The sequence below is a fragment of the Chitinophaga oryziterrae genome (assembly GCF_009758125.1).
In the GTDB taxonomy this organism is placed as follows: domain Bacteria; phylum Bacteroidota; class Bacteroidia; order Chitinophagales; family Chitinophagaceae; genus Chitinophaga; species Chitinophaga oryziterrae.
The window spans coordinates 583,123-602,729 of sequence record NZ_WRXO01000002.1 but is presented as its reverse complement, the minus strand read 5'-3'; the positions used below and the strand labels follow the sequence as shown (position 1 = coordinate 602,729).

Below are 19,607 nucleotides of genomic sequence, written 5' to 3'. Positions count from 1 at the left end.
TGTGTTTAAGGATAAACTTTATATACAAGGTTGTATTGTTTTATATAGTTGACACAAGGCAATAGCCATGCACTATCTTTTGATAGCACTTAAAAAGCAGCATACAATAAATTCCAGTTATTATTTAACTGTGATTTCGACACATATAAGCATAGGAATCCCGAAATCCAGTATTGTTATTTTGAACTAATGGTCATTGTGTTATGTTACGTTTACTTCTATAGTTGAGTGTATTTAATAATGTCCATTTGGTTGATGCTACATTCTCTTAATGTTCGCATAACGTTCGTTACGAAAAAGTACCCTTTCATTGTTCCCTGCTTAATTATCAATCCTGCTATCCGTATTCCTGCTACTTATCATTAAGCCTACAATACTTTTACGTTTTAGCATACTCTTATAAAAAAAAGAAATCATTCACTATTTCTCTACAGCCTTGTCCCTTAGCTTCATTGTGGCTTCAAACTTATATAAAGTTTTTCTACTTCGCAAATCTTTTTTACAAAATTTTAACACAATTCATGATTGCTAAATGGAATTAATGATACAATAACATCTTCGTTGTAAATGTTGATAATTAATGCTTTATGCGATTTTAAATAGCTATAAAATTTAGCATATTAACAATATGCTACTATAATTTAACAATAAAGCATCAGCTCATTTCACTACTCTTTTTATATATTAAATTTTATTTGCTATATGGATGAGTTCGGATTAAACACAGCATCCTTATAGATAATACTTCGTATTCCTTCGAAAGTTTTTTGCAGATAAAAGATCAGAGATGATTCACATTATTCAGGCATAGCAGGTACGGGTTATCATCAGTTTTCATAAAAGCAGAATAATCTCTGCTCTTCTCAAACTTATAAAAAAAAATCTTACTTCGCAAATATATATTGTGCGCAACAACATGAATTAACACTATGTTCATAACGGGATAAAAAACTTATTTCATTCTCATCATCGTAGATTCTCTCTTGCGCAGTTCCAATGGTAGTACTACATGCGCCCTTGTCACTGAATTATTATCAAGTTCCTCTATCAGCAATTGAATTAACCTGCGGCCTATTTCTTCTACAGGTTGTGCTACACAGGTAATAGATGGACTATGCAATCTAAAGATATCATGATCATCAAAACTTACCATGCCCAGGTCTTTCCCTATCTGTAACTTCAATCCGCGGATGCTCTCAATACCACAGATGCCCAGGTAGTTGGTGGCAAAAAAGATAGCATCCAGGTCTGTGTTATGCTGCAGGTACTTCGTAATCTCCTGTATAAATCCCGGCCGGTCAAGATCAAAAGCCAACCGTTTGATCATGTTCTTACCTGCGGGAAGGTCATGCTCCTTCAACGCCTGTACGAAACCATCCAAACGTAATTGCATCTGGATCTGTGTAGAGGAAGTGGTAATAATAGCTATCTTCTTATATCCCTGGTCCACCATATGACTCACCGCCGTATACGCTCCCTGGAAATTATCCACTACCACATAGTTGAAATCCTCCACATTCGGAAAGTAACGGTCCATCAGTACCACCGGCTTTTGCAAAGAAGCAATCTCCTTGTCCAGGTTCAGCGTAGGGGTGATAATATACCCGTCCACCTGCCTGTAACGCAATACCTCCAGCAAACCTTTGGCCTTTTCCTCATTATCCTCGGTACTCCCAAATAACACCTTATAACCGTATTTATCGGCCTCATCCTCTACCACCTTTGCCACATTGGCAAAAAAACTATTAGCTATATCTTCTACAATTAGCCCGATTGTTTTGGTCTTACCTGTACGTAAACCGCGCGCAAGCTGATTGGGCTTGTATTTCAGCTTTGCAGCTATCTTCATTATACGCTTGCTTACCTGTTCACTGATCCTCTTTTCCTTCCCTTTACCATTTAATACAAAAGAAACTGTTGTGGGTGAAACGCCCGCCTGTTGGGCTATATCTTTAATGGATATTCCTTTCACGAAATTTAGATTTGGTTTGATTTATTAGAAAATTATAATCTTAACAGCAAAGCGCCAAATAAATTAATACTGCCATTTTCATATTTATAAATGAGATTTATTGAAAAATGATGTTTTTTTAACCGATTTTTGATAATTTGGCACATTCACTGGAAAAGTTCCGTTAGGGGGGAAAATCAATATTTGACGGCAATCAGTCAGCTGCCAGGGTCATGCGTGAATGGCTGTATACTGCCGTCGAGAGCCACCAGCCGGAGCAATAGGATGCTTAAACTTATAAATACATGAAACCCATTCTTATTAAAGTGGGGGCATTTGCCGACAATCAGATCACTATCATTGAGCGATGTGATCCTTATTTTAATACACCGTTCCACTTCCATCCGGAATGTGAACTGGTTTTTGTGACCGAAAGCAACGGTAAACGAATTGTTGGCGACAGCATCGAGAGCTTTGACGTAGGTGATATGGTCTTCCTCGGCCCACACATCCCGCATGTATGGTATAACGATGAAAGCTACTATCAGAACAATGAAGCGCTGAAGGCTCGCTCCGTAGTCATTTACTTCCCGAAAGACATCTTCGGGGATAAGTTCTATGGCCTGCCCGAAACAAAAGCACTCACAGACCTTTTCCACAGGGCTCAACGCGGCATGAAGATCGAAGGCCCCACCTACGATCTGCTCAAAGATGAAATCCTTACCCTTCCCAAAAAAGAAGGACTGGAACGCATCATCTCCCTGCTGGGCATCCTGAAAGTACTCACAGAGACCAAAGACGTGCATTACCTGGCCAGTACAGGTTATTCCCACGCCTTTAACGCTAAGGACAACCACAAGATAGACGAGGTGTTCAAATACGTGATGAGCAATTTCTCCAAAGAGATCTCCCTCCATGACGTAGCCAGCATCACCAACCTGTCTCCACAGTCCTTCTGCCGCTTCTTTAAAAACCGTACAAAGAAGTCCTTCGTACAGTTCCTCAACGAAGTACGCATCGGCCATGCCTGCAAACGCCTGACCGAAGAAGACTGGTCCATCGCAGAAATAGCCTATTCCTGCGGATTCAAGAACCTCTCTAACTTCAACCGCTTCTTTAAAGAGATAGTCGGTAAAACACCCAAAGAGTATAAAAACGAACTCAGACTCAAAGAAGCATAAGAACATTTTTTTGTGGTGGGGCTTCGCTCCACCACAAAAATTAAAGGTTTTTGCAGGGCAAGGCCCTGCACCCCAAAATTAAACTGAGTCACTACCAAAGCTTTGATCTTCATCACATAAGACCCTGCTTGTGAAGTAAGCCCCGCAAATTGTTTGGGAATTGATTAAAATGCATTAATTTTCGTTAACATAACATTAACCAAAAGCTAACAGATGATACACTATCCGTTGGTAATAAACCCTTTTTTCAACCAAAATCTTTTATAATCCCCTGTAATCCATGTATAGTAATTATACCGACCAAGAATTACTATTGCTGCTGCAACAGGACAATGTGAAGGCATTCAATGTAATTTATGCCCGCTACAGTCAGCCTTTATACCTGTACATTCTCAGCAAAATGGATGCGGGCGAAGCCAGTAAAGACGTACTACAGGACCTCTTCACCTCCCTATGGGAAAGAAGACAGTCCCTCAGCGTACACGAATCACTCAAATCTTACCTTTATCAATCTGCCAGACACAAAATCATCGATATATACCGTAAAAACAGTACCTACCGCAAATACCTGCAACAACTTATAGAACATTTCGACGTACAACCGGGCGGTATCGCAGAACTGGTAGATACCAAAGCCAGGACCAAAGACGTGTTTGATACCATCAACCACCTGCCCGAACGTATGAAAGAAATCTTTATACTCAGCCGCGTAGAACACCAGACAGTAGAGCAGATAGCCCTGCGCCTGGGGCTCTCACAGCAAACCGTAAAGAACCAGATTACCAAAGCATTAAAGATATTACGCACCAACCACGCTAAATCAGATATTGTACTGCTACTGCTCACCGCAGCCAGCATGTACACTTTTTTTGCCAACTGATAGTACTACTAAGGAAGAGGGACGACATCTAACAGGGACAATATCAACATTAGGACAACATCTAAATTGCAAAGCGGTGGAGCTAGAACAGATCAAGAAAATATTAGAGCGTTACAACGAAGGAAAATGCACTTCAGAAGAATCCCGTTTAATAGAACAGTGGTTTGAAGACATTCACCCCGAACACGCTACACAAATAGATGAAAGCGAATTACAGACAGAACTGGACATCATCGGACAGCAACTGACCAAACGTATACAACGCTCTCAGACACGCACCCTGCGCCCATGGTATTACATGGCGGCCGCAGTTGCTATGCTGATTGCCGCCGGCGCCTGGTTCCTCCAGCTCCGCAGCAAACCTGCTACCCATTCCGGGACCCAGGAACAACCGCTTGCCCTGAAAAATAATAACGTCATCTCCAACGGCTATATGATCGTTAGCATCGCCAAAGGAGATACCGGACATATTACCCTCGAAGACGGCAGCACCATTATTCTCAACGCTGCCAGCCGTCTCCGTTATCCCGTTCATTTTTCAGACGGTCACCGTGATATCTACCTGGAAGAAGGGGAAGCCTTCTTTAACGTGGCTCCCGAAACTGGCAGCACCTTTACCGTACATGCCGGCAACACCAGCACCACCGCCCTCGGTACTTCTTTTAATATCCGCGCCTATAGCAGCGAACAAAAGATTACTGTAGCATTGCTGACTGGTAAAGTGAAAGTTGTCACCGCCCGTCAGGGACAAACACCCGTCATATTGTCTTCCAGCGAACAGGCCAACTACGACTGCCACTCTCTGGAACTCATAAAAACTACTTTCCGGCAGGATGAAGTGACTGGCTGGCAGCAGGGTACCCTGTTCTTCAAAGACGCCTCTTTTGAAGAAGTACGTGCAGGAATAGAGAATATGTATGGTGTGACCATCATCAACCAGAGTGATAAAAAATATTGGACTTATACAGGCAATTTCAAAAAAGAGAGCTTGAAAAATGTAATGGAAACAATTTGCCTGACCGAATCGCTGTCTTATACGAGGAAGAACGATACCATACTTCTGAAGAATAAGAAGTAAATACTATTGCTGCTTTGAAACCTAAACATACCGGGGCTATATGAAAGGAAAATCATACTTCGGTAAAGTATGTATTGCTGCCAGCTTCCTGATAATGTCATCATTAACAGGTGAGACGCGACTTTTTGCCCAAACCATAGCGCCATCCAACACCAATATCACCCTCTACGCCAGAAACAAAGTGCTTGCCGCCGTGATGGCTGAAATAGCCTTCAAAACCAATCTCAACTTCCACTACGATAAAGCTGCTATTGACGTCAGGAAAAAGGTAACACTGCATTGTGATAAGACAACTGTCAGCACTGTCCTCAATCTTCTCTCCGCCCAAACAGGATTTATTTTTATCCTCCGGGACGATAAGATCATCATCAGCCTATCCTCCCCTGCTACCAAAGAAGAAGATTCACTGCTCCAAACCGGCCCGGCAATCCGCAGAGACATCACCGGCATGGTAATGGATGCCGGGGGCAGACCCATTCCCGGCGTCACTATCCTTATCAAAAACACCACTAAAGGGGTACAAAGTAATGATGACGGCTATTTCACCATCAGAACTGCTGAAGGAGAAGTGCTCGTATTCCGCTCTGTAGGTTTCCTGAATAAAGAAGTTGTTGCCGGTGGCGACAATATCATCGACGTGATACTCCAGGAAAATATCAAAGGTTTAAGTGAGCTGGTAGTGACTGCGCTCGGATTTACCAAAAGCACCAGGGAACTTTCCTACTCTGCCGGACAACTGGTCAGCGAAGACTTCTCTACCGTTAAAGATGCGAATGTCATTAACAGCCTCTCTGGTAAAGTGGCAGGCGTAATGATCAACCGCAGCGCATCTGGTATAGGCGGCTCTGCACGCGTGATCTTAAGAGGTAACAAATCTACGCGCGAAAACCAGCCCCTCTATGTAATAGACGGAGTTCCCATGGCGAACTTCACGCCCTCACAGCCTACCGACATCTGGGGACAATCATCCGGTATCGTAGGCAGCGGCGGCAGGGACGGAGGGGATGGTATCTCTAACATCAACCCCGATGATATTGCCAGCATCAGCATCCTCAAAGGGGCCTCTGCGGCGGCATTGTATGGCAGTCAGGCTGCCAACGGGGTCATTATGATCACCACCAAAAAAGGCAACATAGGCAAAGGACATATCAACTTCTCTTCGGACTTCACCATAGAAAAGCCTTTGCTCTTACCTAAACTACAGTACCGTTACGGACAAACCGTTCAGCCTTATAAAGACGATAAAGATGTCTTACAACCCGGATCAGCAGACAGCTGGGGAACAAAACTTTCATCGCCGGACCATGTGACACCATTCTTCAATACCGGCGCTACCCTCACCAACGCCCTCTCATTCAGCGGTGGTGCAGATAAAACACAGTTCTACCTCTCCTACTCCAACACGACCAACAAAGGCATATTACCTGTGAATAAACTTGATAAACACACCTTTAATGCCCGTGTTACCGGTAACCTGCTGGATAATAAACTATCAGTAGATGCCAATATTTCCTTCCTGGCACAGAATGCATTGAACCGCCCTTCTTCAGGATTATATTATAATGCCCTCACCGGGCTCTATACTTTGCCCCGGGGACTCGATTTTGACAACTACAAACACTTCGAATACTTCGATACGGAACGCAACATGCCCCTCCAAAACTGGTGGAACATCCATCGTGACCTGGGATGGACCGGCCAGGATGATCAGCAAAACCCTTACTGGGTATTACAACGCGATCAGCGTGTAGAAGGCCGCTATCGGGCAATGGCCTCTCTCGGCCTGAAATACCAGTTACGCGAATGGCTCTCATTACAGCTACGTGGGAACTTTGACAAGAGCTACGACCAGTACGAACTAAAGGCACATGCAGGTACACAACAGGTACTCTCCCCGCCCAACGGAAGATATACCCTGGAAAAAGAAACCAATACACAGTTGTACGGTGATATGATGCTCACCGTATGCAGGAAACTAAATGAACAATTACATTTACAGGCTATGCTGGGCGCCAGTATCACCGATGTAAAAGCACACGACAGGTCGCTTGTCAGCACGAACCCTACGGCTGCAACAGGACTGATATACAGCAATAAATTCACTGTAGAGAACATTGCAGGCAATGCAATGGATGCACAGCAAAGTGTTGAACGTAAACAGCTACAGGCCCTCTTTGCCAGTGCGCAGTTAAGCCTGCAGAATAAAATATTCTTAGACCTTACCGGCAGGAACGACTGGTCCAGCACCTTCGCTTTCACTCCCATCAAAAACAAAGGGTACTTTTATTACTCTACAGGACTCAGCGCCATCATCAGCGATTTAATACCCATGCCTCCGGCCATCAATTTTGCCAAGGCACGTATTTCATACGCCCGTGCAGGTAATGATATCGCAGCCTATGTATCCAAACCTGCCCGTTTTATCCTGCAGACAACAGGGGGTGTTACGCGGGTCAACTTCAATACCAAAGCGCCTTATCCCGGTATCTACCTGAAACCGGAAGATAACCGATCCCTGGAAGCAGGTGCAGAACTGCGCTTATTAAAAGACAGGATCAGCATAGACTTTACCTGGTACAAAAACAATAACTACCAGCAATACATGGAAGTACGCGCCCCTTCCGGCTCCGGCTTCCTTTACTACTATCTGAACCTGGGTAATATCCAGAACAAGGGAATAGAACTCTCCCTCTCCGGAACACCTTTACAGAGCACCCGTCTCAGATGGACTACCGCCATCAATACTACTGTCAACCACAATAAAGTAGTGACACTAAGCAGTAGTAATATCCCTGGTGCAGGCCCCGACAACTACTACATACTCACAGATTTCCTTACCAACATGTACGGCTCTTTTATCAAAGAAGGCGGTGCATGGGGAGATATCTACACCAACAAAGAATTGTATAAAAATGAGAAAGGACAATACGTGCTGGATAACCAGGGAAACCTTATCACCCGCAATGTATTTAAAAAAGTAGGCAACCCCAATCCCAGGCTGATGCTGGGCTGGAATAATACCCTCAGCTATAAACAATTCTCCCTCAGTTGCCTGGTAGATGCCCGTTTTGGCGGAGAAGTGATGAGTGTTACCAATTCTGTGCTGGACAACTACGGCGTAAGTGAAGCAAGTGCAAAAGCAAGAGACAATGGCGGCGTAAATATCAATGCAGTGTATGAAGATGGTACTGCATTCACGGGAAAATATGATGCAAGAAAATATTATACCGCTATCGGCGGACGTGCCGGTATCGGGGAAATGTATATGTATGATGCAACCAATATCCGTTTACGTGAATTATCCCTCACCTGTCAGTTACCGGTAAAATCAAGGTTTATCAGTAAAATGCAGATAGGGCTGATCGCAAAAAATCTATGCTTCTTTAAACTGAATGCTCCCTTTGATCCCGAAATTTCCATGAGTAGCGGGAATGGATTGCAGGGGATAGATGTTTTTGGCGTATCGGCTACAAGGAGTATGGGAGCAAATGTTAAAGTAGTATTTTAAAGACCACTTGTTATGCGTAACATAATCATTACATGCATTGGTATTACTATGCTGGTTGGCTGTACGCGCAACTTCGAACATATCAATACAAATCCGTACGATCTTTATGATGATGAGTTACAACCGGATTTCAAATTACTGGGAGATCCGCTGGTGCAATCCATGCTGAATATCCTTTCCGTGAATGATGTATCTGTTGCACAGTTGCAACAGAACCTCATGGGCGATGTATACTCCGGTTATATGATGACGCCCAATCCTTTTCAGGATAACCGGAATAACATGACCTACGACCTGCTCGATAACTGGAACGATGATGCATGGATCACCGCCTACGGCAACGTAATGCCTAACTGCAAATTCGTGATGGACCGTTCCAGGGGCAAGTACCCCGATTTCTACGCCTGGGCGCAGGTGCTGAGAGTATTGGCCATGCATCGTATCAGCGATATTTATGGCCCGGTCATCTACACACACTACGCAGTGATCAATCCGGACCGCAGCATTGATTACGACTCACAACAGACAGCATACTACGCCTTCTTCAGCGATCTTGATTCAGCGATCAACACCCTTAGCTACTACGCAAAAAACGCTACAAAAAGGCACTTTACCGACTTCGACCTTTCCTATGACGGTGATTATATCCAATGGGTAAAATTAGCCAATACACTACGTCTGCGACTGGCCATACGCATCTCTAAAATTGATCCTGATAAAGCAAGAACAGAAGGAGAAGCGGCGCTTAACCAGTCATACGGTATACTCACTACCAAAGATGATAATTTCAATATTGATATCAGTCCGGTTACACACCCGCTGAACGTCATCTGTAATTCATGGAACGACATCCGCATGGGCGCTCCCATGGAATCCCTTTTATGCGGTTATCATGATCCCCGCCTGCCTTACTACTTCTTACCGATGGACGTAAAAGATTCTATTTACAGAGGCATCCGTAACGGTATCACCATTACAGGAAAAGATACCTACGCCGGCTTTTCCAGACTGGCATTATTACCTTCCTATATCCAGTTGCTGACGGCTTCGGAAGCCTGGTTCCTGAAAGCAGAAGCAGCCCTCTATGGCTGGAAAGGCGCCGGTGATGCACAAACCGATTATGAGACCGGAGTTTATACTTCTTTCCAGCAATACCATGTTACCAGTGGCTTTAATAATTACATCCATAACAGCACCTATACGGCCAAAGCCTATGCCGACCCGCAAAATGCGGCCAACAATATCTACAAAGGAGATCCCCACCTGAGTACCATTACCATTCAATGGGACCCGTTTGCCAGCACAGAAAAAAAGCTGGAACGTATCATCACCCAGAAGTGGATTGCCGTATTTCCGGACGGACAGGAAGCATGGTCCGAATTCCGTCGCACCGGTTATCCAAAATTATTTCCTGTAGTCATCAACAACAGCGGCGGGAAAATTGCAACAGAAACTTTTATCCGCCGTATCCCTTTTATTCAATTCGAATATGCCACTAATATTGCCGGTGTAAACAGGGCATTACTCTCATTAAACGGACCCGATAACGGGGGTACCAGATTATGGTGGAATAAACCATAATTTTTTTTCTCTCAGCGTGGTACTATTTTAATTTCAGCACGACATCTCAATATGCGCATAGTAAAAAACACTTGTTAAGACACGCGGGACAAGATAGCGTAAACACGAGGTAATAATATCAATCAAAAAAAAGGAAACACGCTTCTCCGGAATGAATGGATGTATAACTATATCCAGCTGCTATTACTATGGGCTACTTAATCTCTAACTATTTAAAGCAGTATCTATGAAACGTACATTACACGTTAGAAAAGCGTGCAGTGCAGCAGGTATCATGCTGTTACTGATGCTTGCAGGTGGCACACAGGTTGCCACCGCCGGAACTTCTCCGTTATTGAACAAGGTGTTGCCCCAGCGCGACATTACAGGTACGGTCCGCGATGTAAAAGGATACCCCATCCCAGGCGTTACTGTTGCTATCAAGAACAGTAACAGGGGAACAAAAACTGATGACAACGGTTTTTACCTGATCCCTGCCGATGCCGGAGACGTAATAGTTTTCACCTATGTTGGTTACATCCCCCAGGAAATTATTGTAAACACACAAGGCGTTATCAGCACGATACTTGAAAGAGATATCAGGGGCCTGAACGAACTGGTAGTAACTGCATTGGGCATACGAAGAAAAGCCCGTAGTAACGGTTATGCTGTATCCACTATTCAGGGTGCAGATCTTACCAAAGCACGCGAAATAAGCGTGGCCAATTCACTGGAAGGCCGCATTGCCGGTGTAAACAGTACCCCTCCCTCTACCGGCCCCGGTGGTTCTTCCCGTATCACTATCAGGGGTAACTCCTCTTTAAACCGTAACAACCAGCCCTTATATGTAGTGAACGGTATCCAGATGAATAATGACAACCTGGGTTCCGCTAAGAAGTACGGCGGTGCAGACCTTGGTGATGGCATCTCCAGCATCAATCCTGATGATATTGAAGAAATGACCGTACTGAAAGGTGGTGCTGCATCTGCATTATACGGTCAGCGTGGTATTAACGGTGTAATCCTGATCACCACTAAATCCGGTAAGTCGGGTCAAATGGCCGTAGAATTGAACAGTAACATTTCAATAGATAAAGTGAACGATTTCCTGGACTTTCAGGAAGTATACGGACAGGGGCTGAAAGGCGTCAAACCTTCAGATAAAGCATCTGCACTCAGCAGCGGATTACAAAGCTTTGGTTCGAAACTCGACGGCTCCCAGACTACATTATTCGACGGCCAGTTACACCCTTATTCCAAACAGGGTAATCACCTCAAAGATTTTTACAAAACAGGTGCCACCTTCAGTAATACACTGTCTGTTTCCGGCGGTAACGGCAAAACCACTTACCGGGTAGCTGCAGGCGATTTGCGCAGCAGCGGTATTTATCCCAATACCCGTTACTTCCGCGACAACATTAACCTGGACCTGAATTATAAATTATCTGAAAAATGGAGTGGACAAACAAATGTGACCTATGTAAAAGAGATCGCCAACAACCGCTCTAACCTCAGCGATGCTCCTGGTAATGGCAACTATGGTATTGCATTCCTTCCTGCAAACGTAAAGGCTGATTACCTGGCTCCGGGTGCTGATCCGCAGGGAAATGAAATAGTGTACAGTACTGACCTGTTCACCACTAACCCTTACTTTGCAGCTAACCGTTTTATAAGCAACACAGAGAAAAACCGCGTACTGGGCGTTACCAGTCTGAAGTATGCTCCTTTCTCCTGGTTATATATTCAAGGCCGTGTTACCAATGATTATTTTGGCTTTAACGCTACTTCCATCACGCCTACCGGTACGGCTTATCTCCCTAACGGTCGCCTGGAAATGGAACGTAACCGTCAGTTCAATGAAATGAATGCAGACGTATTACTAGGCATCGAAAAAGACCTCACCAGTTCCTTACAACTGAACTTTAACGCAGGGGCCAACCTGTTAAAGAAAACAGATAAGACGAATGATGTGAATGCTTCAGGATTTGCTTTCCCCTTTGTATATAATCCTTCTACGGCCAGCACAAAAAACAGTACGATCACAGACAGCAGAAGAGAAATCCACTCTGTATATGGTTCACTGGAACTGGGATGGCAAAACACAATATACCTGAACTTAACAGACCGTAACGACTGGAGTTCTACTTTACCATTGCAGAATAATTCATACAACTATCCATCTGCCAACCTCTCCTATATCTTCTCCGAAACACTGAGGGCACACTGGCTGAGTTTCGGTAAAATAAGAGCGGGTTATGCACAGGTAGGAGGTGACGCCGATGAATATAAAACCAAACTGTATTACACCACACTGGGTAGTACAATCAATGGTGTACCATTGGGTGATATCAGCAGTGAAATCCCCAATAAAAAGCTGAAACCTTTAAAAGCAAAGGAAATAGAAACAGGTATCGAACTGAAAATGTTCAACAACCGCTTATTTGCAGACTTTAGCTGGTACAATAAACAAATCTCCAACGACATCGTTTCTGCTACCGTTTCCCTCGGTTCCGGTTATTCCAGTGCCATTGTAAACGTAGGTAAACTGGAAAATAAAGGAATTGAATTACTGATAGGTGGTATGCCGGTGAAAACACCTGATATTACCTGGACTACCAGCATCAATATTGCCAGCAACAATAACAAAGTGTTGCAGTTAGCAGAAGGCCAGACATCCATGCTGGTAACAGACGGAGAGTCGCGTACCGAAGGCGCTTATATCAACCAGGTAGTAGGATTGCCTTTTGCACAGATCATGGTATATGATTTCAAGCGTGATACCAAAGGCAACCTGGTAGTAAATTCATCCGGATTACCCCAACGTACGGATGCACTTGTGGCAAAAGGTTCTGGTGTAGCCCCTTTAACAGGTGGATGGAATAACATTATCTCCTACAAAAATCTGCATCTCTCCTTCCTGATAGATTTCAAATCAGGTGGCAAAATATATTCCGGTACCAATGCAAGAGCTTACCAATACGGATTACAGAAAGAAACCCTTCCGGGACGTGAAGGTGGTATAGTAGTAACAGGTGTAACAGACGAAGGAACACCTGTTACCAATACAATAGATGCACAGACTTACTACACCCAACTGGCTACTATCTCTGCACTGCATGTATACAAAACAGATTTCATCAAGTTCAGATCTGTAAGTCTTACCTATGATTTCAACAACAGCATGTTGCATAACAAGCTGCATGGATTAAGTGTTTCCCTGGTTGGCCGTAATCTCTTCTACATCAAGAAGTCCACGCCTAACATTGATCCTGAATCCAATTACAGTAATGCAAATGCACAGGGACTTGAATACGCAGGTTTACCTACCAGCAAGTCTTTTGGTCTTAATCTGAACGTTAAATTCTGATCATCCTAAATCCAACATCATGAAATCTCTTCATAAAATAATAATGGCGTTGTCTGTTCCGGTGATGATGATCATGCCGGCCTGTACAAAGAATTTTGATGATATTAATACGGATAAAAATAAATCCAGTGAACAAAGTGGCGTACCGGAATATAATTTTTCCCGTGCATTGCTGGAATATACCGGTAACAGTGATTTCAGCTATGATACATGGCGTGTAAACATCATCTACTGCGGTATGATGATGCAGCAGTTATCCAATATTACCTGGTATGCCGGTGACAAATACATGCAGAATGATGGATGGGCCAGTTCTTATTTTGAGCGTGCATATCTTGATCAGATAAAATACATCGCAGATGTATTGCATGTTACCAATGGTAACCCTTACCTGACAAACCTCTATCACATCAGTCGTATAACCCGTGTAATGATCTTCCACCGCCTGTCTGATATCTATGGGGATATCCCTTATTCAGAAGCGGGTCTTGGTTATGCCAGTTCTATATCCACTCCCAAATATGATGCACAACAGGCCATCATCCTGGATATGCTGAAAGAACTGGATGAAGCGGCAGCAGCGCTGGATGCGTTCAAACCAGTACCTGGTCAGGGAGACCTCATCTACAACAAAGGTGGTTCAGTACCTGCTACACAAATCGTAAACAACTGGAAAAAGCTGGCTTACTCTCTGATGTTGCGTATTGCGATGCGCCTTACCAAAATAGATGCCGGTACTGCACAAAAATGGGTAGAGAAAGCCTATACCGGCGGCGTGATATCATCCAACGCAGAGAATGCTTATATCCTGCACGATGCATCTGGTGGAAGACTTACCGTTAACAGGGTGAGTAACATTCTTTCCGGCGAATGGAATGCTACCGCCGATCCAGGACAGGCCAGTCTGGGTAAAACATTTGTAGACTTCCTGCAAACAAACAACGATCCCCGTCTGGCATTTACAGCCATCGTTCCTGCTACCGGCAGCACACTGCCTTCCGACCAGTTAGGTATGCCAAACGGCTACGACCAGAATGGTTCCGGCAGCACTACAGATATATCCAAAGCACCTGATTATCCGGGAGATCTGAAGAGGTATTCTATCCTTAATAAAAATATCCTGCTGAAACTGAACGGACCTACTTTCCTGGTTACTTATGCGCAAACAGAACTGTTACTGGCAGAAGCGGCAAAGAGAGGATGGGCAGTGGGTGCAGATGCACAGACACATTATAATGCCGGTGTAACTGCTGCCATGGAACAATTTGTACAATACGACGCCAGCGCTACTATCAGCAGCGCAGCGATACAAACATATTTAACAGCCCACCCTTATGTGGACGCTGACGGTTACAACCAGATCAATACCCAGTATTGGGCCGCCTGTCTGCTGGACTGGTACGAAGCATGGTCCAACTGGCGCAGGAGCGGTTACCCGGCGCTGGTACCTGTAAATTATGTGGGGAATGCTACGGGAGGTCAGATACCCCGCAGAATGCTGTACCCTTCTTCGGAAGCAGCATCTAATCCTACCAATTACCAGTCAGCTATTTCAAGACAGGGGTCTAATAGCCTTATGACACCTGTATGGTGGGATAAGCAGTAACAAAGATTTTATATAGCCATCAATACCGCTATAAAAAGCAGCAAATAACAAGCCGGGCCTATCGAGGTCCGGCTTTTCTGTTTTGATTTTTTGGTGAAGGTGCTTCGCACCCTCACCAAAAAATGAAGGGGTTTTGCAGGGCTTCTCCCTGCACCCAAAAACTAAGTTTTCCGGTTCAATTAATTTGATTACTTTTGATATCATATTGATATCAAATTAAAACCTTTATGGAAAAGATTCTTAAACCCTTCTCCGGCTACCTGGCACTTGTAGTCGCCATTATTACCCTGCCTTTAGCTGTTTACATGTTTATCTTAATGAGTGTGACAGGCGACCTGAAGTTCCTTTGGACGGCCATACTATTGTTTATCGTATTCTTTTTTGAAGTGAAAGGGATCATAATAGTAAATCCCAACCATGCCCGTGTACTCACCTTCTTTGGTAAATACACCGGTTCTGTGAAAGAAAACGGTCTGTTATGGGTAAATCCCCTGTATAGTTCTGCCAGCCTCTCATTAAGGTCTCAGAACCTGAACGGACAGCAGTTAAAAGTGAATGATAAACTGGGTAACCCCATCGAAATAGCCGCTGTAATTGTATGGCGCGTAAGTGATACCTACAAAGCCTCTTTCGAGGTATCCAACTTCCAGCAGTACGTAAATGTACAAAGTGAAGCAGCAGTGCGCCACCTGGCAGTAAGTTATGCGTACGATATCATGGAAGATGAATCGGCCGATATCACCCTGCGCGATGGTGGTGATAAGGTAAATGAAATGCTGGAAAAAGAACTGAACGAACGCCTTGCTCCGGCTGGTATTTCCGTACTGGAAGCAAGGATCAGTCACCTGGCCTATGCGCCTGAGATTGCAGGCGCCATGCTACAGCGCCAGCAGGCCACAGCTATAGTAGCCGCCCGTTCCAAGATCGTGGAAGGTGCGGTAGGTATGGTGGAAATGGCATTGGCCAGATTGTCTGAAAAACAGATCATTATACTGGATGAAGAACGTAAGGCAGCAATGGTATCCAATTTGCTGGTAGTACTTTGCGGAGATTCCAAAGTAACTCCTGTAGTGAATACCGGCACGCTGCACCAGTAATTATAAACGGCTTATGGCAGAGAAGAAAACATTTGTAGTAAGGATTGATGCCCCCACATTCGAAGCCATTGAAAAATGGGCTGCGGACGAATTCAGGAGCGTTAATGGCCAGATGGAATGGTTAATCAACCGTGCACTAAAAGAGGCCGGAAGGGCCGTTAAAACGCCAGATAAGGGCAAACCTGAGAAGAAGTAGGAACTTATATACTCTTAATAGTTTCCGAATAGCTCTTGAACGGCTTCTGAATAGTAATTGAACGGAGGATAATCCTGTTCAATTACTGTTTTGTTACTGTTTCCAGACATAAAAGAGGGTGTACCAGTAATAGTACACCCTCTTTTTATTTACAGGCCTTCGCCTGATTATTTATTGCCTCTTTAATTCAGGACCTTATTTCTTAGCCTTCTGCATAGGATTACCTCCTACAGATGCCCCACGTACGCTCTGCTGCTGTTTAAACAGTTCAAAGCGGGTAGGTGCTGCTACTCTTGGCCAGCTGTTATTCCCCTCATCAATATCTCCTGTTTCACGTAAAGGATCTAATTTAATAGCTACCACCTCTTTATCCTTGGCAAACACTTTCTTTACCTGTGATTCATTGTGGCGCCAGATATAAGCAGAGATACGGTCTGTCTCCTTAGTACCATCTGCATATGTCCATTCAATAATGAGTGGCATTACCAGACCGCCTAAGTTAGTAAAAGACACTTCATAGAAGTTCTTTTTGCTATCGTACAGCTTCTTCTCTTCAGGGCTCAGACCAGCATACAGATTGTTATAAGCGGTTTTGTCTTCATCCGTTACATCGAACCTGTTCCATTTGCTGTAGAAGTCCTGTAAGCTGGTATCCTGCTCTACCGCAAATTTCTCTCCGGCAGCACGGTTACGTGCACGGGAGATATGATCTGCATTACGGTCATATTTCGCTTTTGCTTCCGGATTGCTTACCTGTGGGTCCTTGGTATCCAAACGGTACCATTTCACACTGTCGATAGCAATGTCTACCGGTTCGGTTCCATAGAACCAGCCACGCCAGAACCAATCCAGGTCCACTGCAGAAGCATCTTCCATTGTACGGAACAAATCCGCTGGTGTTGGGTGTTTGAATGCCCAGCGACGTGCATATTCACGGAAAGCAAAGTCGAACAGATCGCGGCCCATGACTGTTTCGCGAAGGATATTCAGCGCTGTAGCCGGTTTAGCATATGCATTTGGCCCAAACTGTGAAATGTTCTCAGAGTTGGTCATGATAGGCTCCAGCTGATCTTTCGGCATCTTCATGTAGTCTGCAATTTTGTATGCAGGTCCGCGGTTGGAAGGGAAGTTGTTATCCCACTCCTGCTCTGCCAGGAACTGGCAGAAAGTGTTCAGCCCTTCATCCATCCATGTCCACTGACGTTCATCGGAGTTCACGATCATCGGGAAGAAGTTATGCCCTACTTCGTGAATGATTACGCCTATCATACCGTTTTTGGTCGCTTCAGAATAAGTACCATCCTTTTCAGCACGGCCATAGTTAAAGCAGATCATCGGGTATTCCATACCATTCGCTGCTTCTACAGAAATAGCGACAGGATAAGGGTAAGGGATCGTATGCTTTGAGTAAGATTTTACCGTATGCGCTACTACCTTGGTAGAATAACGGTTGTATAAAGGATACGCTTCCGGTCCGTAGTAAGACATGGCCATCACCTTTTTACCTTCCACATTGGCAGCCATTGCATCCCATACCAGGCGGCGGGAAGCAACCATACCGAAGTCGCGTACATTCTGCGCTTCATACACCCATGTTTTACGGGCGGTAGCATGCCCTGCAAGCGACTTTTTCGCTTCATCCAGGGTTACGATCTCTATAGGCTGTTTAGCTGTCTGTGCCTGCTGCCAGCGCTGGAATTGCGCAGGTGTCAGTACATCTTTGTAGTTCTGACATTCACCGGTAGCGCCCAGAATGTGGTCCGCAGGTACGTTCATGCTCACATGGAAATTGCCGAAAGTCAGTGCAAACTCACCACGACCGGTGAACTGCTTGTTCTGCCATCCCTGGAAGTCGGAATATACCGCCAGGCGGGGATACCATTGAGTGATAGTGTACAGGTAGTTCTTATCTTCCGGGAAGTATTCATAACCACCACGGCCACCTTCAATCATACGATCGGAGATGTTGTACCACCACTCTACCCTGAAGCGCAGTTTCTGACCTGGCTGCAGGGTCTGTGGCAGGTCTATACGCATCATCGTCTGGTTGATGGTATAAGGCAATGCCTTCCCGTTTTCATCCGTCAGTTTCACGATATTGGTACCGAAACCGGTCCTTGGTCCCAGGATACCACTAAGGTTACGCATATTCATTTTGTCGGACATAGCACTGCCGTCAAAACTGTTATTATCGCTTTTAGGATCGTGTTCATTCTCATCCAGTTGTAACCACAGGTAAGTGAGCGGGTCCGGTGAGTTATTGTAGTAAGTGATCGTTTCCGCACCGGTGAGCTTCTGCTTTTCATCATCCAGTGTAGCGGTGATATCGTAATCGGCCCGTTGCTGCCAGTATTTTGGTCCGGGTGCGCCGGAGGCCGAACGGTACATATTAGGGGTTTCCAGCATAGTACCCAGCTGTTCAAAGCGGTTACCATGATTAGATCCCGGGTTTTGCGCATTCGCCATTGCTGTGATACAACAAAGGCCAAGCGCCAGTTTCAAGCTTCTTTTTCTCATAAACAAATTTGTATTTCAAAAGGTAAACAGCCGTTGGTTGAGCCAGCTACTTAGATATCAGATCTTTTAACCGTTCTATGGATAGCATCACTGCTATTCCGAAGATAGCCGCAGAAAGGAAGATATTCCATTCCCTGCGTTTTACACCTGTAATATTTACAATAATGCCTGTAAACAGTAAAATGCCCATTACGACCAGCATCTGTCCGAACTCCAATCCCAGGTTAAAGGCCAGCAAAGGAGCCACTATATTCGTTTGTGTACCCAGTAAACTTTTCAGATAACTGGAAAACCCGAGTCCATGGATCAATCCGAAAAACAATGCAAAAAAGTAGTTAAGCTGTATCTTCTCCGGAATGGCCTGTTTTCTTACCACATTAGAAAAGGCCGTAATAAATATTGTAACCGGTATCAGGAACTCTATCGTCTTCGTCGGTATATGGAGGATGTTTGTTACACTCAATGCCAGTGTAACTGAATGTCCTATTGTGAAAGCCGTTACCAGCACCAGTACTTTTTTCCAGTCCTCCATCACGTAAATGGCACACAGGGCGATGATAAACAATATATGATCATATCCGTCCCAGGCCACTATGTGCTGCCATCCCATTTCAAAGTACATCACAAATTCAGCCATTACCTATATTTGCTTCTTATTTTGGTAAT

12 protein-coding genes are annotated in these 19,607 nt (G+C 44.5%); 9 read left to right on the top strand and 3 right to left on the bottom strand.

Features of this window, described 5'->3' with window-relative positions:
• Window positions 1-952: 952 nt before the first annotated feature.
• On the bottom strand, window positions 953-1,972 hold the full coding sequence (locus GO495_RS10095) for a substrate-binding domain-containing protein (protein WP_157299556.1): 1,020 nt from the start codon (window positions 1,970-1,972) through the stop codon (window positions 953-955).
• A gap of 284 nt (window positions 1,973-2,256) precedes the next feature.
• Between GO495_RS10095 and GO495_RS10090 the strand changes: the two genes are divergently transcribed.
• The 9 genes from GO495_RS10090 (at window position 2,257) to GO495_RS10050 (ending at window position 16,424) form a co-directional block, all read left to right on the top strand.
• Window positions 2,257-3,132, top strand: coding sequence for an AraC family transcriptional regulator (locus GO495_RS10090; protein WP_089782859.1), 876 nt, complete (start codon window positions 2,257-2,259; stop codon window positions 3,130-3,132).
• Between the two features lie 280 nt (window positions 3,133-3,412).
• Window positions 3,413-4,012, top strand: a complete 600-nt coding sequence (locus GO495_RS10085; RefSeq protein ID WP_157299555.1) for an RNA polymerase sigma factor — start codon at window positions 3,413-3,415, stop codon at window positions 4,010-4,012.
• Window positions 4,013-4,088: 76 nt separating this feature from the next.
• The gene (locus tag GO495_RS32520; protein ID WP_157299554.1) at window positions 4,089-5,090 is read left to right on the top strand and encodes a FecR domain-containing protein; all 1,002 of its coding nucleotides are present in this window, start codon (window positions 4,089-4,091) and stop codon (window positions 5,088-5,090) included.
• Window positions 5,091-5,130: 40 nt separating this feature from the next.
• Window positions 5,131-8,598, top strand: a complete 3,468-nt coding sequence (locus tag GO495_RS10075; RefSeq protein WP_157299553.1) for a SusC/RagA family TonB-linked outer membrane protein — start codon at window positions 5,131-5,133, stop codon at window positions 8,596-8,598.
• A 12-nt stretch (window positions 8,599-8,610) separates the two neighbouring features.
• Window positions 8,611-10,179, top strand: coding sequence for a SusD/RagB family nutrient-binding outer membrane lipoprotein (locus GO495_RS10070; RefSeq protein WP_157299552.1), 1,569 nt, complete (start codon window positions 8,611-8,613; stop codon window positions 10,177-10,179).
• A gap of 226 nt (window positions 10,180-10,405) precedes the next feature.
• Window positions 10,406-13,525, top strand: a complete 3,120-nt coding sequence (locus GO495_RS10065) for a SusC/RagA family TonB-linked outer membrane protein (RefSeq protein ID WP_157299551.1) — start codon at window positions 10,406-10,408, stop codon at window positions 13,523-13,525.
• 19 nt (window positions 13,526-13,544) lie between these two features.
• The gene (locus tag GO495_RS10060) at window positions 13,545-15,131 is read left to right on the top strand and encodes a SusD/RagB family nutrient-binding outer membrane lipoprotein (RefSeq protein WP_157299550.1); all 1,587 of its coding nucleotides are present in this window, start codon (window positions 13,545-13,547) and stop codon (window positions 15,129-15,131) included.
• 227 nt (window positions 15,132-15,358) lie between these two features.
• Entirely contained in the window at window positions 15,359-16,228 is an 870-nt protein-coding gene (locus GO495_RS10055) for an SPFH domain-containing protein (protein ID WP_157299549.1), read from the top strand.
• 13 nt (window positions 16,229-16,241) lie between these two features.
• On the top strand, window positions 16,242-16,424 hold the full coding sequence (locus GO495_RS10050; protein ID WP_157299548.1) for a type II toxin-antitoxin system antitoxin: 183 nt from the start codon (window positions 16,242-16,244) through the stop codon (window positions 16,422-16,424).
• 195 nt (window positions 16,425-16,619) lie between these two features.
• Here GO495_RS10050 and GO495_RS10045 read toward each other — a convergent pair whose 3' ends face one another.
• Both GO495_RS10045 and GO495_RS10040 read right to left on the bottom strand, forming a co-directional pair.
• A complete protein-coding gene (locus GO495_RS10045) occupies window positions 16,620-18,941 on the bottom strand; it encodes a M1 family metallopeptidase (protein WP_157299547.1) in 2,322 nt (773 codons plus the stop codon).
• A gap of 46 nt (window positions 18,942-18,987) precedes the next feature.
• Window positions 18,988-19,578, bottom strand: a complete 591-nt coding sequence (locus GO495_RS10040; RefSeq protein WP_157299546.1) for a HupE/UreJ family protein — start codon at window positions 19,576-19,578, stop codon at window positions 18,988-18,990.
• Window positions 19,579-19,607: the final 29 nt, after the last annotated feature.

Bases quoted from the DNA above. Each gene is read 5' to 3' on its own strand.
- GO495_RS10060 (WP_157299550.1), top strand. From the start codon at position 13,545: ATGAAATCTCTTCATAAAATAATAATGGCGTTGTCTGTTCCGGTGATG.
- GO495_RS10040 (WP_157299546.1), bottom strand. From the start codon at position 19,578: ATGGCTGAATTTGTGATGTACTTTGAAATGGGATGGCAGCACATAGTG.
- GO495_RS10075 (WP_157299553.1), top strand. From the start codon at position 5,131: ATGAAAGGAAAATCATACTTCGGTAAAGTATGTATTGCTGCCAGCTTC.
- GO495_RS10045 (WP_157299547.1), bottom strand. From the start codon at position 18,941: ATGAGAAAAAGAAGCTTGAAACTGGCGCTTGGCCTTTGTTGTATCACA.
- GO495_RS10070 (WP_157299552.1), top strand. From the start codon at position 8,611: ATGCGTAACATAATCATTACATGCATTGGTATTACTATGCTGGTTGGC.
- GO495_RS10065 (WP_157299551.1), top strand. From the start codon at position 10,406: ATGAAACGTACATTACACGTTAGAAAAGCGTGCAGTGCAGCAGGTATC.
- GO495_RS10055 (WP_157299549.1), top strand. From the start codon at position 15,359: ATGGAAAAGATTCTTAAACCCTTCTCCGGCTACCTGGCACTTGTAGTC.
- GO495_RS10085 (WP_157299555.1), top strand. From the start codon at position 3,413: ATGTATAGTAATTATACCGACCAAGAATTACTATTGCTGCTGCAACAG.
- GO495_RS10090 (WP_089782859.1), top strand. From the start codon at position 2,257: ATGAAACCCATTCTTATTAAAGTGGGGGCATTTGCCGACAATCAGATC.
- GO495_RS10050 (WP_157299548.1), top strand. From the start codon at position 16,242: ATGGCAGAGAAGAAAACATTTGTAGTAAGGATTGATGCCCCCACATTC.